This window comes from Vibrio sp. 10N.239.311.G01, assembly GCF_041465805.1.
Lineage (GTDB): Bacteria > Pseudomonadota > Gammaproteobacteria > Enterobacterales > Vibrionaceae > Vibrio > Vibrio crassostreae_C.
In genome coordinates this window covers 59,932-74,155 of record NZ_JBFSRM010000009.1, presented here as the reverse complement: position 1 = coordinate 74,155, position 14,224 = coordinate 59,932, and the positions used below count along the sequence as shown (strand labels likewise).

At 45.6% G+C, this 14,224-nt stretch carries 15 protein-coding genes; 8 read left to right on the top strand and 7 right to left on the bottom strand.

Annotation, left to right across the window (positions count from 1 at the left end; all coding sequences use genetic code 11):
* Positions 1-54 precede the first annotated feature (54 nt).
* On the bottom strand, positions 55-498 hold the full coding sequence (locus AB6D06_RS09505) for a GatB/YqeY domain-containing protein (RefSeq protein WP_372110144.1): 444 nt from the start codon (positions 496-498) through the stop codon (positions 55-57).
* 25 nt (positions 499-523) lie between these two features.
* On the bottom strand, positions 524-739 hold the full coding sequence (gene rpsU / locus AB6D06_RS09500; protein ID WP_004396009.1) for a 30S ribosomal protein S21: 216 nt from the start codon (positions 737-739) through the stop codon (positions 524-526).
* 258 nt (positions 740-997) lie between these two features.
* On the opposite strand from rpsU, the gene tsaD reads away from it, so the two are divergent.
* Entirely contained in the window at positions 998-2,014 is a 1,017-nt protein-coding gene (gene tsaD, locus AB6D06_RS09495) for a tRNA (adenosine(37)-N6)-threonylcarbamoyltransferase complex transferase subunit TsaD (protein WP_017061410.1), read from the top strand.
* A 106-nt stretch (positions 2,015-2,120) separates the two neighbouring features.
* The gene (locus tag AB6D06_RS09490) at positions 2,121-2,936 is read left to right on the top strand and encodes an alpha/beta fold hydrolase (RefSeq protein WP_017061411.1); all 816 of its coding nucleotides are present in this window, start codon (positions 2,121-2,123) and stop codon (positions 2,934-2,936) included.
* 43 nt (positions 2,937-2,979) lie between these two features.
* Here the strand turns inward: AB6D06_RS09490 and plsY are convergent, their stop codons facing one another.
* On the bottom strand, positions 2,980-3,576 hold the full coding sequence (plsY, locus tag AB6D06_RS09485; RefSeq protein WP_009847793.1) for a glycerol-3-phosphate 1-O-acyltransferase PlsY: 597 nt from the start codon (positions 3,574-3,576) through the stop codon (positions 2,980-2,982).
* 138 nt (positions 3,577-3,714) lie between these two features.
* On the opposite strand from plsY, the gene folB reads away from it, so the two are divergent.
* From folB to AB6D06_RS09470, 3 genes are read left to right on the top strand one after another with little or no spacing between them, the layout of a single operon-like run.
* The gene (gene folB / locus AB6D06_RS09480) at positions 3,715-4,074 is read left to right on the top strand and encodes a dihydroneopterin aldolase (protein ID WP_017061412.1); all 360 of its coding nucleotides are present in this window, start codon (positions 3,715-3,717) and stop codon (positions 4,072-4,074) included.
* Positions 4,071-4,553 carry a 2-amino-4-hydroxy-6-hydroxymethyldihydropteridine diphosphokinase gene (gene folK / locus AB6D06_RS09475; protein WP_017062921.1) on the top strand — a complete coding sequence of 161 codons (483 nt, stop codon included), beginning with the start codon at positions 4,071-4,073 and terminating at the stop codon, positions 4,551-4,553. Before folB ends, folK begins: the two co-directional genes overlap by 4 nt.
* Before the next feature lie 15 nt (positions 4,554-4,568).
* The gene (locus tag AB6D06_RS09470; protein WP_010434624.1) at positions 4,569-5,372 is read left to right on the top strand and encodes an undecaprenyl-diphosphate phosphatase; all 804 of its coding nucleotides are present in this window, start codon (positions 4,569-4,571) and stop codon (positions 5,370-5,372) included.
* Positions 5,373-5,469: 97 nt separating this feature from the next.
* Here the strand turns inward: AB6D06_RS09470 and AB6D06_RS09465 are convergent, their stop codons facing one another.
* On the bottom strand, positions 5,470-6,786 hold the full coding sequence (locus AB6D06_RS09465) for a multifunctional CCA addition/repair protein (protein WP_372110143.1): 1,317 nt from the start codon (positions 6,784-6,786) through the stop codon (positions 5,470-5,472).
* A gap of 36 nt (positions 6,787-6,822) precedes the next feature.
* Between AB6D06_RS09465 and AB6D06_RS09460 the strand changes: the two genes are divergently transcribed.
* Together AB6D06_RS09460 and AB6D06_RS09455 are read left to right on the top strand one after the other, a co-directional pair.
* Positions 6,823-8,493 carry an AAA family ATPase gene (locus AB6D06_RS09460; RefSeq protein ID WP_372110142.1) on the top strand — a complete coding sequence of 557 codons (1,671 nt, stop codon included), beginning with the start codon at positions 6,823-6,825 and terminating at the stop codon, positions 8,491-8,493.
* Positions 8,493-9,485 (top strand): general secretion pathway protein GspB, encoded by a 993-nt coding sequence (locus tag AB6D06_RS09455; RefSeq protein ID WP_372110141.1) that lies wholly within the window; start codon positions 8,493-8,495, stop codon positions 9,483-9,485. The genes AB6D06_RS09460 and AB6D06_RS09455 overlap by 1 nt, the downstream gene beginning before the upstream one ends.
* Positions 9,486-9,590: 105 nt before the next feature.
* Here AB6D06_RS09455 and AB6D06_RS09450 read toward each other — a convergent pair whose 3' ends face one another.
* The 3 genes from AB6D06_RS09450 to AB6D06_RS09440 all read right to left on the bottom strand — a co-directional run bounded on the left by AB6D06_RS09450 (position 9,591) and on the right by AB6D06_RS09440 (position 12,479).
* Entirely contained in the window at positions 9,591-10,202 is a 612-nt protein-coding gene (locus tag AB6D06_RS09450) for a TIGR04211 family SH3 domain-containing protein (RefSeq protein WP_017062917.1), read from the bottom strand.
* 205 nt (positions 10,203-10,407) lie between these two features.
* Entirely contained in the window at positions 10,408-11,670 is a 1,263-nt protein-coding gene (locus AB6D06_RS09445; RefSeq protein ID WP_017062916.1) for an inorganic phosphate transporter, read from the bottom strand.
* A gap of 128 nt (positions 11,671-11,798) precedes the next feature.
* A complete protein-coding gene (locus tag AB6D06_RS09440) occupies positions 11,799-12,479 on the bottom strand; it encodes a TIGR00153 family protein (protein WP_010434644.1) in 681 nt (226 codons plus the stop codon).
* Between the two features lie 207 nt (positions 12,480-12,686).
* Between AB6D06_RS09440 and AB6D06_RS09435 the strand changes: the two genes are divergently transcribed.
* Positions 12,687-14,204 (top strand): CYTH domain-containing protein, encoded by a 1,518-nt coding sequence (locus tag AB6D06_RS09435; RefSeq protein WP_372110140.1) that lies wholly within the window; start codon positions 12,687-12,689, stop codon positions 14,202-14,204.
* Positions 14,205-14,224: the final 20 nt, after the last annotated feature.

Here is a 14,224-nt window from a genome sequence, read left to right as displayed (position 1 = left end):
AAACAAGCCGTGCGTTCCGAAGGATTGCACGGCTTGTTGCAATTTGATTTGGGATTAAGCGAGTTTAGAACGAACTAAACCACTAACTTTACCCATATCTGCACGCCCTTGAATTTGTGGTTTCAAGATAGCCATTACTTTACCCATGTCTTGCATGCCCTCTGGTTGAGCTTCAGCGATTGCGCTATCAAGTAGTGCAATAACTTCTTCATCAGTTAGCGGTTGAGGCATAAAGCCTTCAAGTACCGTAATTTCTGCTTTTTCCACGTCAGCAAGATCTTGACGATTTGCTGATTCATATTGAGCAACAGAATCGCGACGTTGCTTAACCATTTTAACTAATACAGCAAGAATGTCGTCGTCGTTCAGAGTGATCCGTTCGTCAACTTCACGTTGCTTAATTGCTGAAAGAGCTAAGCGGATAGTGCCAAGGCGCGGTTTGTCCTTGGCTTTCATCGCTAATTTTTGCTCTTCTTTGAGTTGTTCAATAAGAGCCATAACTCAGTCCTTATGGATTAAGTTATTAGTACAGGCGAACGCGACGTGCGTTTTCGCGAGCTAGCTTCTTAGCGTGACGCTTTTGAGCTGCTGCTTTAGCGCGTTTGCGAACTGTAGTTGGCTTTTCGTAGTGCTCGCGACGGCGAACTTCAGAAAGGATACCTGCTTTTTCACAAGAGCGCTTGAAACGACGTAGTGCAACGTCGAACGGTTCGTTTTCACGTACTTTAACTATTGGCATATGCCTTTCACCTCAGGGGTTATTCATTATCGCTGGCTACTCAGTACCAAATCAGAGAAGTTACCCATCGAGCTAACTCTCTATTCGCGTTTGGCCATTAACCAGCTTGATCAAAAATGGTGCGGAATTTTAATCCGATCACAGTGGCTTTGTAAAGCACTTTGTCGATTATAGTCTGTACAATATTTGTTTGAAGAGCTTAGGCAGGGTAATATTGCGCTAATTTCCCATTTTAGACGAAAGCGTGCCGAGAAAATTATGCGCATTATTGGTATTGAAACCTCTTGTGATGAAACAGGAATCGCGATTTATGATGATGAGCAAGGGCTGCTTTCTCATCAATTATATAGCCAAGTAAAGCTGCACGCCGATTACGGTGGTGTGGTACCTGAGCTAGCTTCACGTGACCACGTGAAAAAAACAATTCCTCTTATTAAAGCGGCATTAGCTGAAGCGAACCTAACGTCGAAAGACATTGATGGTGTGGCTTACACGGCTGGCCCTGGTTTAGTGGGTGCACTGCTGGTTGGTGCAACGATTGGTCGCAGTATTGCTTATGCGTGGGGAGTGCCTGCAGTGCCTGTTCACCATATGGAAGGTCACCTTCTTGCGCCAATGCTAGAAGATAACCCACCACCATTCCCATTTGTGGCTCTGCTGGTTTCTGGCGGCCATACCATGATGGTAGAAGTGAAAGGTATTGGTGAATACCGAATCCTTGGTGAATCGATTGATGATGCAGCGGGTGAAGCGTTTGATAAAACCGCGAAACTGATGGGCTTAGATTACCCTGGTGGTCCACTGTTATCTCGTTTGGCGGAAAAAGGCACTCCGGGTCGTTTTAAGTTCCCGCGTCCAATGACCGATCGTCCGGGTTTAGATATGAGCTTTTCTGGTCTGAAGACGTTCGCAGCGAATACCATTCGTGATAACGATAATGATGACCAAACTCGTGCTGATATTGCTTACGCGTTTCAAGAAGCCGTTTGTGCAACCTTAGTAATCAAGTGCAAGCGTGCCTTGGTTGAAACGGGCATGAAACGTATAGTGATTGCTGGCGGTGTAAGTGCCAACAAACAACTGCGCGTTGAGCTTGAGGCGCTTGCTAAGAAAGTCGGTGGTGAGGTGTACTACCCACGCACTGAGTTCTGTACAGATAACGGTGCGATGATCGCTTATGCGGGCATGCAGCGCCTAAAGAATGGCGAAACGGCTGATTTGTCTGTTCATGCCACACCGCGTTGGCCTATTGACCAGCTAGAGCCAATTGCGTAATTGACTATAGTGTTTCGATAAACGGTCGCCTTGTGCGGCCGTTTTTATATCCTAGCTTACCGACTGTATGTCGATAAATAATTGCTGATAGAGATTAGGGAAGAAAATGAACAAGTTCACAGTAGACAATCAATCGATGGCGTACCTAGATGAAGGTCAAGGCCCTGTTGTTGTACTCGGCCACAGCTACCTTTGGGATAGTGCAATGTGGAAGCCGCAGATCGAAGCGTTAAAAACTCAGTATCGCTGTATTGTTCCAGAGCTTTGGTCTCATGGTGAATCTCAAGCAGCACCCACTTCGATGCGTAACTTGAAAGATTACGCTCAGCACGTTTTGGCTCTGCTTGATCATTTAGAGATCGAAGAATTCTCAGTGGTTGGCTTATCGGTTGGCGGTATGTGGGGGACTGAGTTAGCGGAACTTGCACCTGCACGTATTAAGTCTTTGGTTCTAATGGATACTTTTGTGGGTTTAGAACCAGAAGTTGCTCACGCAAAGTACTTCAGCATGTTAGATACCATCACTCAAACCAAGACGGTTCCTCAGCCAATTGTTGAAGCGGTTGTTCCACTGTTCTTCGCTAATGATACGCAAACCAACACGCCAGCTTTAGTTGAAGGTTTTACTCAGCAGTTATCAGCTCTTGAGGGCGACAACGCTGAAGAAGTGGCACGAATTGGTCGAATGGTGTTTGGACGTCGCGATATGATTGAATCGGTAGAGAACTTTGCTCTGCCTGTTTTGATTGCTGTAGGACAAGAAGATAAACCACGTCCGGTACTTGAGTCATACCTAATGCACGATTGCATTACGGGCAGTGAATTAGTGGTGATTCCTGGCGCAGGTCATATTAGCTCGTTAGAGCAACCAGAGTTTGTGAACACAATGCTGAAGACGTTTTTAGATAAACATCTGCTATAAGCTTTAAATACTGAATATTATGGTTCGGCTTAGACGTGACAGTTTAAGCCGATTTTTTTTGTCCGAGTTTTGGTTCGCTGCCATCGAGTAGGCGGCGGATATTCTGGTGGTGACGCAACACGATCAAACAGCACAGCATGGCTACTGGCAATGTGTATTGAGGTTTGACTAACCAAGCGTAGAAAGGGGCAAGTAGCACAGTAACCAGTGCCGCTAAAGAAGAGTAACGAAACAAAAACGCGACCACTAACCAAGTCGCCATGATCATTCCGGTTAGATCGAATCCTATTGGGGCGATAGCGCCAAGTGCGGTTGCCACGCCTTTACCACCTTTGAAGTGGAAGAAGATCGGATACATATGGCCAAGACACGCCGCAATTGCCACAACCCCAAGAATGATTGGGTCGATCTTGAGGTAGTAGCCAAGCCAGACAGGGATAGTGCCTTTCAGCATGTCACACAAAAGGACGGCAGCTGCTGCGCCTTTACCGCCAACACGCAGGACATTGGTTGCTCCTGGGTTGTTAGAACCTACTGTTCGAGGATCTGGGAGCCTCAAAACTCGGCATATCAAGACCGCACTAGAGATTGAACCTAGTAAGTAGGCAGCAATGATCATGATAAGTGCCAATGGGGTCATGTCTGTCCTTTAACGGTTATACGCCTAACGATGGGAAAATAATGCTCAATCCAAGAGTAATTGATATCATATCTCGAATTACGCAAATAATACGTTTTTTTCCCCAATTTGGGTATCCGACCTCTAAAAGGACAAGTCATGGCACTGGATAAAGTTTTCATTGAGCAGCTAGAAGTAATTACAACGATCGGTGTTTACGATTGGGAGCAAGAGATCAAACAGAAACTGGTGCTTGATATTGAAATGGCTCATGACAACCGCCCAGCAGGCAAGAGTGATGATGTGGTTGATGCTTTGGATTATTCGAAAGTGAGCACTGCAGTACTTGAGCACATTGCAAATGGCCGTTTTCTACTCGTAGAACGTGTTGCTGAAGAAGTCGCAGAGCTTATTATGACTCAGTTCTCTGTGCCGTGGATTAAAATCCGATTGGCTAAACCTGGCGCAGTGCCACAAGCAAAAGCCGTTGGTGTGATCATCGAACGAGGTCAAGCATGACAGTAGCCTATGTTGGTGTTGGCACGAACATAGACCGCGACAAGCATGCAAGGGTGGCATGGACAGAGCTTCAATCGTTAGGGACTAACCTTAAATGCTCTAAAATCTATCACTGTGAGCCCGTCGGTTTTAATAGCCATCCGTTTTATAACTTTGTGATAGAGCTCGACACGTCACTCTCATTGACTGAATTTTCACAGCAGCTGCGTAAAATTGAGTTTAAATGGGGTCGCTCTCAAGATGCGCACAAACTACAAGATCGAAAACTCGATCTTGATATTGTGCTGTTTGGAGAGGAGGTTTCTGAGTGTGAACCAGAATTACCACGCAGTGATATCTACAAATATCCTTTTGTAACACAGCCGCTTTATGATCTTTGTCCTGCGCGAGTGATCCCGCAAGACGGAAGAACCGTCAGTGAAATATGGCAGAAGATGCAGCAATTAGACTCGCTCTCTGTCGTAGATATAAAACTATAATTTTTAAGGTAAGTAATGAGTTATTTTGAAGCGTTTATATTGGCGTTGGTGCAAGGCTTTACAGAGTTTTTACCTATTTCCAGTTCTGCACACCTAATCCTTCCTTCAGCTGTTTTAGGCTGGGAAGATCAAGGTTTGGCTTTTGATGTCGCTGTCCACGTTGGTACTTTGGCAGCTGTTGTTATCTATTTCCGTAAAGAAGTGGTCTCTCTGTTGAGCGCATTCTTTGGTTCAGTGTTTAAAGGCGATCGTAGTAAAGAAGCGAAGTTAGCGTGGATGATCATTCTCGCGACGATTCCTGCGTGTATCTTTGGCTTGTTGATGAAAGATATTGTTGAGCTTTACTTACGCAGTGCGTGGGTGATCGCGACGACAACGATTATCTTTGGTCTATTGTTATGGTGGGTGGACAAGAACTCAAGCCTGCGCGATGACGAATACCAAGCGGGTTGGAAAAAGGCGCTGTTTATTGGTCTTGCTCAAGCAATGGCGATCATTCCGGGCACGTCTCGTTCTGGCGCAACCATTACCGCGGCGCTTTACCTTGGTTTCACACGTGAAGCGGCGGCTCGATTCTCTTTCTTGATGTCTATCCCAATCATCACTCTGGCTGGTGGTTATTTAGGTCTTAAGTTGGTGACAAGCGGTGATCCAATCCATGTTGGCACTTTGCTAACGGGCGTTGCGGTGTCTTTCATCAGTGCTTACATCTGTATCCACTTCTTCTTGAAGCTTATCTCTCGTATGGGCATGACACCGTTCGTTATCTACCGCCTGATTCTAGGTTGTGGTCTGTTTGCTTTCTTAATGATGCAGTAACAGACACAGACACAGGCAACGGTCTCGCTGTAAGAATTGAAACAAAAGGCCCGCTTAACTGCGGGCTTTTTATACGTTTTAGGTAGAGCGGCGACGATTAACTGCTAGCGAGTTCTGATAGGGCGTTTTCAATTGCGATGGCTCTGCGTTTCTCTTGTTCTTCTCGAATATCTTTGCCTTTAAAACCATCGGTAATGATCGCTTTTACTTCGACTTGAAGCGCCGCTTGGTAGGCGACTTCAAAGCGCGCTTTTTGAGGATAAGGCTGATCTTCTAATCCTTTTCGGCCTGCGTGGTCGGCCTGGCAGCAAAGTAGTATATCGTCGAGCCTATCTGGCTTACGCCAAACATCGAACTTGTTGAGAACCTTGAGAAAGGTGGTTGGTTTGAGCTCGCCTGCGCGGTGGATATTAGAATGTTGCTCGCACACTAACAACGCAAGGTCTCTGAACTCATTGGGCACTCTCACTCGCTCACACAGTTTCTTGATTATCTTAACACCTGTGTGGCAGTGCATTTTATGGCTTGGCCATTCAGCTTGTGGTGTGACGCCTTTACCTAAGTCATGCACTTGAGCTGCAAAGCGTACCGGTAGCGATGGGCTTAATAGTGCGGCTTGCTGAGCAACCATCAGAGTGTGAATACCCGTGTCGATTTCAGGGTGCCATTTTTCAGGTTGAGGGACGCCAAATAGAGCGTCAATCTCAGGTAATACGACTGCCAATGCACCACACTCTTTCAATACAGAGAGGAACACTTCAGGGTGCGGTGTACTAAGAGACTTATGCCACTCTTGCCAAACTCGCTCTGCAGTAAGGTGTGCAAGCTCACCAGATTGGACGATCTCACTCATAATATCCATGGTTTCAGGTGCAACCGTGAAGTTAAGATGGTGAAGCTTGGCGGCGAAGCGAGCCACACGCAGTACACGAAGAGGGTCTTCAACAAAAGCGTCTGAAACGTGTCTTAAGATACGATCCGAGAGATCTTTCTGGCCATGATAAGGATCGTGAAGTTGGCCTTTATCATCTTGAGCTATAGCGTTGATGGTCAGATCTCGACGCATCAGGTCTTCTTCCAAACTCACGTCTGGCGCGAAGTAACATTCGAAGCCTGTGTAACCAGAGCCTGATTTTCTCTCAGTGCGAGCCAGTGCGTGCTCTTCTTTGGTTTTTGGGTGCAAGAATACCGGGAAATCTTTTCCCACAGCAGTAAAGCCAAGGTTTTCCATCTCTTGAGGGGTACTCCCTACCACGACCCAATCTCTATCATAACTATCAATATTGAGCAGCTTATCGCGCACTGCTCCACCGACTAGATAGCGTTGTAGCCCGTTGTCTTTTGGTAGGCTATCGTAAATTTGCAACTTATCACCTCGAAATGTTTTATCACTGCTGGACTTTACTGCAAGCAATGGTACTTTCCATTAATCGTAATTATAGGGCAGCACATGTATAAGGAATATTTTGGCTTCGTTGAGATGCCATTTTCGATTGTACCAAATTCTCGCTACTTGTTTTTGAGTCAGCGCCATCAAGAAGCGATGCAGAACCTACAAGCCGGTTTAGGCGAGGGTGGGGGCTTTGCGATGCTTACTGGTGAGGTTGGTACAGGGAAAACAACGGTCGCTAAGGCGATGTTGTCTTCATTGGATAGTCATACTCAGGCTGGCCTTATACTTAACCCTACGTTTTCAAATACGGATTTACTAGAAGCTATCTGCGATGAGTTTGAGGTCGAGTACCCAGAACAAGCATCGTTGAAACAGCTCAGTCAGGCTATTCATTATTTTCTACTTGATAGCCATGCCGAAGGCATTCAAACCCTATTGGTGATCGATGAAGCCCAACACCTCGCTGCCGATGTGTTGGAGCAGTTACGCCTTCTAACAAACTTGGAAACCGACAATCGTAAGCTGTTAAAAGTACTGTTGGTCGGCCAGCCGGAATTACAACAGCACTTACAAACCACGCAGCTACGTCAGCTAGCACAGCGCATTACTGGTCGTTATCACTTACTGCCTCTTAATACCGAAGAAACGGGCAAGTACATCGCGTTTCGTTTGGAGACGGCGGGTGGCGAGCAGATGTTGTTTTCGAACCGTTCTATCAAGCTGATTGCTCAATATACGCATGGTATTCCAAGGCTCATTAACTTGGTGTGTGATAAAGCACTGCAGTTGGCTTTTCATGACGGTGAGCAGCTACCGAGCAATGAAACGGTTAACCGAGCGTGTCAGCAGGTTATGTCCTTTCAGGCCGATGTGTATCACGTCGAGAAAGCTCTAACTTCTCGTGTCGCGCCTAAGTTATTCCAATACGCAGGGATTGCGACGTTAAGCGTTGGTCTTGCAATAGCGACCTTTAACTTCGCTCCAAGCTATATCAATGCTTGGTTGCCTACGGATGCATCAAATGAAGCAAAGACGGAAGTGTTAGCACGTACTCAGCGTTCTTTGGTATCAGATGTTCCTAAGTTGGTTGCTGAGCCAAAACCTGCCAAGTTTGAATTGCCACAACACATTCAACAATATTTGATGCAGGGGACCAATCGTTCTCTCGCTATCAAAGACTTGTATACGCTGTGGGGATATCAATCTTCACTGCGTGATGGATTGTGCTTAAGTGAGCCACAAAGTGTTTTTGTGTGTGAGCAGCAGCAGGCCAGTTTGGATACCTTGTTAGAACTTGGTGTTCCTGTGGTACTTAATCTCGACATAGACCAAAAACCAGTGTTTGCTGTGCTGTATGGCGTGTCTAAGGATTCTGTCGAGTTGCTGGTTAATGAAAAGCTGTTGGTGATGCCGAAGCAATCCTTAGAGCAAATCTGGCAAGGCGATTACGTCGCTATTTGGAAGCAGCCGCTGCGAGAGACCCTTAAAGAGGGCTATCAAGGTGAAGCGGTTGCTTTGCTTGATCTACTGCTTTCTGAAGTATTAGGAGAGGTTGTTTCCGGTAGTGATGTATTTGATTATGAGTTAAAAATGAAAATCGAAGCATTTCAAACGTGGCAAGGTATGTCTGTTGATGGCATTGCAGGTAAGCGCACCTTAGCAAGATTGCAGAGATTAGCTCAACTCGATTCGCCTAAGCTGATGTCACTAGAAGGGGGCGAAAGCTAATGTCACGTATTATGCACGAACTTAAACAGCCGACTCACAAGCCATCTTCTATTAATCAGCACTCTCTTAGCAAACCAAGCTTCAAAGGCTACCAGAATCATCATGTTCCTAATTCTGCAAAAGGGATGAGCAACAAGCGAGGTTCATCGTTAGCGATGGGGCTACTCTTAATCTTGGTTCCTTCTTTGTTGGTGGGTGGCGTCTTGGCTTATCAATCGTATATCCAACAACAAGAAGCCGTGAACCAAGCTGCCAATGTCGCTCTGCCAGAATTTAAAACTGAATCAGACATTGAGCCTGAAATTGCGGATGCTGATATAGCAAGCATGGATGCCGTGTCTGAGGAAGAAGATGCCTTGTTCACCGTTCGCCCTGCACCGGCGAGCCAACCGTTGAAAGCATTGCCACGCCAAGAGATGTATGCACAGATTGATTCTGGCGCTAATCGTGCAAACACCGCTGGTGGCTCAGCAGTGATCTTCGCTAATGCTGATAACAACACTCAAATGACAGCCAGTTCTGAATCGTCATCCGTTCAGCCAGGCGCGAGTGATGAAACGACTGCTCTGCAATCAAGCACTGATCAGCAATCAAATAGTGACTTACAATCGGACAGTGATCTGCTGCAAGGGCTAGACCTCAGTGAGTTGCCACCTGATTTGGCATTGAAGCTTGAATCCATTATGGGGGAGCAACAAAGCGCTCCTGAGCCGATGGATTCTAGACCCTCAGGGCAAAGGGGTTCTCAGGTCATTGAGCTGGAAACGCACATCAATAGCTTATCAGGCGTCCTTCCTAAGTTAGACCTACAAACCCATATGTACTCGAGCAGCGAAACCAAGCGTTGGGTAAAAGTGAACGGTCAAGAAGTGGCGCAAGGAGATTGGATTGGACAAGACATTCAATTGCTGGAGATTAAGCCACAATCAGTGATCATAGAGTTCAATCAACAGAAGATAGAAATCCCGGCTCTGTACGAGTGGAAAGGTTAGCGATTTCTATACGTATTTAGATAACAGACAAATAAAAAGGAGCACCTCGGTGCTCCTTTTTGATATTCGATACTGAATTTACTGTACCTGATACAAGCGTTAAGTCTACGCCCAACCGTTTGGTGATTTTCTGCGACGAGGCATGATGTGTGGCAGAACAAGGCCTAGAAGTAGACCAATACCCGCAACACCACCACCGTACATGAAGTACTTCAATAGTAGGTCGTCTTTTTGAGTGTCTAGCTTAGCGCGCAGTTCACGGTTCTCTGTTTGAGAACTCGTTAGCTGTTGGCTAATTTCACTGTAGTTCTGTTCTAGTTCAGCAATCTGCTTGTTACGAGAATCTAGAGAGCTTGCTAGGCCAGCTTTTTCGCTGTCAGCACTCTGACGAGCATTCGCTAGCTTGCCTTTAACTTCCGTCAGCTCTTTCTCTAGCTTAGGCATACGCAGTGCCATGCTTTCTTGAGTGCTTACAAACTTGCTTTCAACCCAACCTTTACGGCCACGGTTGTCTTGAATTTGGGTGTAACCCGTACTCTTGTTAGTTTGTAGGAATGTAATCTTTTCACCAGCATCAACACTACCGATGATACGGAATGTGTTGTTTGGGCCAGAATGCATATAAGTAAATAGTTTGTCAGCAATATAACGGTCTTGTGCAAAGGCAGCTGGAGCCGCAAGCATTGCGAACAAAACTAAGCTAATCAGTTTTTTCACAGTAAATCCCTTAACGATTCAAATTGGGTAGGCGTATGAGTCAGCCTCAATCAGCAAATAATATTTAGTTTCTTTATGCGGTGCAACAAAGAAGGGAGGCAAAGCCTCCCTTTCTGTGCGTTTGAGTCAATAATGACATGGCATTTACATATCGTTACTGAAGCTCACACTGTTCTGACGCTAGTATTCACTAACGCAGTCGCGATTACATAGTAAACGCAGCTTGAATTCCGTAGAAGAACACAACAGCAAGTAGAGCACCTGCAGGTAGTGTCACAATCCAAGAAGCCACGATATTACGTACAACGCCTAAGTTTAGTGCTGCGATACCACGAGCAAAACCAACACCTAAAACAGCACCAACGAGTGTTTGTGTAGTAGAGATTGGAAGGCCAGTACCTGAAGCTAGTACAACCGTACATGCAGTTGCAAGTTGTGCAGCAAAGCCACGGCTTGGTGTTAGTTCTGTAATACCAGTACCAACGGTTGCCATTACTTTATGACCCATTGTTGCAAGACCAACAACGATACCGAATCCACCTAGAGGAAGAATCCACCATGCGATAGTACTCTTACCTGTGATTTCACCCATGTGCTCAACGGTTGATACAACAGCAGACAGTGGACCAATCGCGTTCGCAACGTCGTTTGAACCGTGTGCAAATGCCATCGCACAAGCTGTGATAACCATGAGTACAGAGAAGATGCCTTCAACACCTGCAAAGCCGTGGTCTTCTTCGCGGTTAGCGAATTTCTTCTGGATGTATAGGTAACCGCCGATCATTACAAGCGCAGAAACGCCAGCAGCCCAAACCCATGCTTCAGTGTTGCTTAGGTGAAGACCAACGTGCTTAAGGCCTTTTTTGATGGTTACAAGTGCAATTACCATTGTTGTAATGAACATGTATACCGGTACAAAGCGTTTCGCGTTAAATAGCGGGTTCTCTGTATCAAAAATCAGTCGTTGAGCACTTACAAATATGACGTAAGCGAAGAAACCGGAAATAACCGGTGTGATAATCCAACTGCCCACAATGCCTTGAACGCTGTTCCAGTCTACCGCTTCAGTACCTACAGACACACAAGCGAAGCCGATGATTGCACCGATGATTGAGTGAGTCGTAGAAACCGGCCAGCCCATGTAAGAAGCGAGAAGTAGCCATGTACCCGCAGCAAGAAGTGCTGACATCATGCCGTACACAAGTACATCTGGTTGATGAGCGAATAGAGACGTTTCGATAACACCTTTACGGATCGTGTCTGTTACTTCGCCGCCCGCAAGGTAAGCACCTGCGAATTCAAAGATCATTGCGATAATGATCGCTTGTTTAACGGTTAAAGCTTTAGAGCCTACTGAGGTGCCCATTGCGTTCGCAACGTCATTTGCACCAATACCAATAGCCATCAAGAAACCGAAAGCTGCTGCAACAATAATCAGGACAGTGCCGTAGTTAGCAAGGATATCCATCGTAATACCTAGTTGTTTGATAACAAGCGGAACAAATTTAGACGCAAAAAACCGCTCAGCGAGAGGAATACTCAGCGCATAAGTGGTTTGTTCAAAAAATGCTCTTCGTTATATGGTTAACGTATGATTTAAGATCGAGAAAGCATTACTTCAAGACGAGCGCCTACACGCTGTGCTTGATCTGCAATACCACCAACCCATTCAAGAATTTTGTATAAGAACATGATATCAACTGGATTCAGATCGCCTTCAATTGCCATTAGTTGTTGGCGTAGTTCGATCTGCATCGCATCCGTGTCATCTTCAATTACATCTAATTGATGAATCATTTCGGCAACGAGTGTTACTTCACGGCCTTTAAAGCCAGTCTCAAGTAATTCGTCTAATTCATTGATTACGTTTTGTGCTTGGTTCGCTGCATCTAGACAACGTTTAACGTAAGCGATGAAGTTTTCTTGCATAGGAGCAGGAATGACAAGTTGACGACCATATACACGGCCAGCAATGTCTTTCGCTAGGTTTGCGAGTTTGTCTTGTTGAGTTAATAGCTCCAACATATCGGTGCGATCAACTGGCATAAACAAACCACGAGGAAGTTTAAGGCGAATTTCACGTTTTAGTACGTCAGCTTCTTTCTCAAGGTGAGAAATTTGAGCTCGAATTTCTGATGCTTTTTCCCAGTCACCTTTTGAAGAAACTTCAAAGAAATTAACTAGGTGAGAACAACATTCGTTCACGCATACTACGTGACGCTGCAAAGGTTTAATTGGGGACTTTGCAAATAACCCCATAATTGTATTTACTGGCATGGTCATCCAACCTAATAAATAATAACCTTAAAACAACATACACCATATTCATGGTGAAATGTTAAGCGATGGCTACAAAGTCGCGCATGTTAACCTAATCAATCTCTCATTAAAACTGTTTTAGATCATCATAAGGGCGATATTTCTGACTTGCCGACTTTTCAAATTGGCAATATCCTGTCCCTATCTTCACAGAAAGGTATAACTATGGAAACCGAGATAGAACTGAAGTTTTTTGTTTCTCCTGAATTTTCAGAGACTTTACGCAATAAAATTGCTGAAACTAAAGTACTTCAGCACAGTTGTCGTGAGCTAGGTAACATCTACTTTGACACCGCTGACAACTGGCTACGTAAGCACGATACAGGCTTACGCATTCGACGCTTTGATGACGTATTTGTACAAACCGTAAAGACTGCTGGTCGTGTGGTTGCTGGCCTGCATCAAAGGCCTGAATACAATGCAGAACACGACAGCAACGAACCTAAGCTAGCCCTGCACCCAGAGGATATCTGGCCAACAGGTAAAGACATCGAAACGTTGCAAGCTGAGCTGACTCCTCTGTTCTCTACCAACTTCACGCGTGAGCAGTGGTTGATTGGTATGCCTGATGGTAGCCAAGTCGAGGTCGCATTCGATCAAGGCTTTGTTGAATCAGGCGACCTGCAAGAACCGATTTGCGAAGTCGAATTGGAACTTAAATCCGGTCAAACGGATGCGCTATTTACATTGTCTCGCCAATTCTGCGAACAAGGTGGCATGCGTTTGGGTAACCTAAGTAAAGCAGCTAAGGGTTACCGTCTTGCTCAAGGTTATCAAGGAGATGAAGTTACTCCTTTGACCTTAGTTGATACTGACAAAAGTGATACCGTTGAATCGTGTTTTATTCAATCTTTAGAGCATGCTCTCGCTCATTGGCATTATCACGAGCAGATTTTCACAGAGCGTCAATCGATTGAAGCTTTGCATGAGATCAGTCACTCGCTGAGTTTTATTCGCCAAACTTTCACTATCTATGGCGGCATTGTCCCTAGACGAGCAAGTGCGATTTTACGTCAAGAGTTGAAGTGGCTTGAGCAAGAGCTCGACTGGCTCAAAAGCTATGATCACTTCGAAAACTTGCTCGAAGATAAAGGCCATGTACTACGTAAACTCGATGCGCGTAAGTTCTTAGTCGCTGAGCTTAAAGAGATGCAAGAGCAACTGCCAGATCGTGAAGATCTGCTTACCTTGCTGAGTTCTGCTCGATACACTGGGTTATTATTAGATCTGAGCCGTTGGATCTTGTCTCGTGGCTGGCAACCTTTCTTAGATGAAAAAGCACGTGAGCAAATGGCTCGTGGTATCGAATGGTTTTCCGTGCAGCAACTCGATCGCACATGGGCCGATTTGATGGAAGCTTTCCCGCCAGAGCGAGTGATGACTAGCCAAGCGTATATTGATCAGCAATACCGTTTGATGCGTAATCTGTATTCTGGCGTTGGTTTCGCGAGTTTGTATGATGACGATGAACGAAACAGCTTCCGCTTGCCATGGGCCGATATGGTGCAAGGCATTGATGACTTGCTGGCACTTAAAACGTTAGAGCCTTTGACTGAGAAATTGGAAGGCGATGAGAAGCTTCAGCTAGAGCGTTGGTTGGCTCGCCAAGAAGTGTCTATTCTGCATGCGATGGAACAGACACGCCAAATCAGTGTTGAGGTTGAGCCATACTGGCAAGACTAAACTCGATACCTGTATCAATA

Bases quoted from the DNA above. Each gene is read 5' to 3' on its own strand.
- AB6D06_RS09505 (WP_372110144.1), bottom strand. From the start codon at position 498: ATGGCTCTTATTGAACAACTCAAAGAAGAGCAAAAATTAGCGATGAAA.
- tsaD (WP_017061410.1), top strand. From the start codon at position 998: ATGCGCATTATTGGTATTGAAACCTCTTGTGATGAAACAGGAATCGCG.
- folK (WP_017062921.1), top strand. From the start codon at position 4,071: ATGACAGTAGCCTATGTTGGTGTTGGCACGAACATAGACCGCGACAAG.
- plsY (WP_009847793.1), bottom strand. From the start codon at position 3,576: ATGACCCCATTGGCACTTATCATGATCATTGCTGCCTACTTACTAGGT.
- AB6D06_RS09470 (WP_010434624.1), top strand. From the start codon at position 4,569: ATGAGTTATTTTGAAGCGTTTATATTGGCGTTGGTGCAAGGCTTTACA.
- AB6D06_RS09490 (WP_017061411.1), top strand. From the start codon at position 2,121: ATGAACAAGTTCACAGTAGACAATCAATCGATGGCGTACCTAGATGAA.
- AB6D06_RS09455 (WP_372110141.1), top strand. From the start codon at position 8,493: ATGTCACGTATTATGCACGAACTTAAACAGCCGACTCACAAGCCATCT.
- AB6D06_RS09440 (WP_010434644.1), bottom strand. From the start codon at position 12,479: ATGCCAGTAAATACAATTATGGGGTTATTTGCAAAGTCCCCAATTAAA.
- AB6D06_RS09460 (WP_372110142.1), top strand. From the start codon at position 6,823: ATGTATAAGGAATATTTTGGCTTCGTTGAGATGCCATTTTCGATTGTA.
- rpsU (WP_004396009.1), bottom strand. From the start codon at position 739: ATGCCAATAGTTAAAGTACGTGAAAACGAACCGTTCGACGTTGCACTA.
- AB6D06_RS09435 (WP_372110140.1), top strand. From the start codon at position 12,687: ATGGAAACCGAGATAGAACTGAAGTTTTTTGTTTCTCCTGAATTTTCA.
- folB (WP_017061412.1), top strand. From the start codon at position 3,715: ATGGCACTGGATAAAGTTTTCATTGAGCAGCTAGAAGTAATTACAACG.
- AB6D06_RS09445 (WP_017062916.1), bottom strand. From the start codon at position 11,670: ATGGATATCCTTGCTAACTACGGCACTGTCCTGATTATTGTTGCAGCA.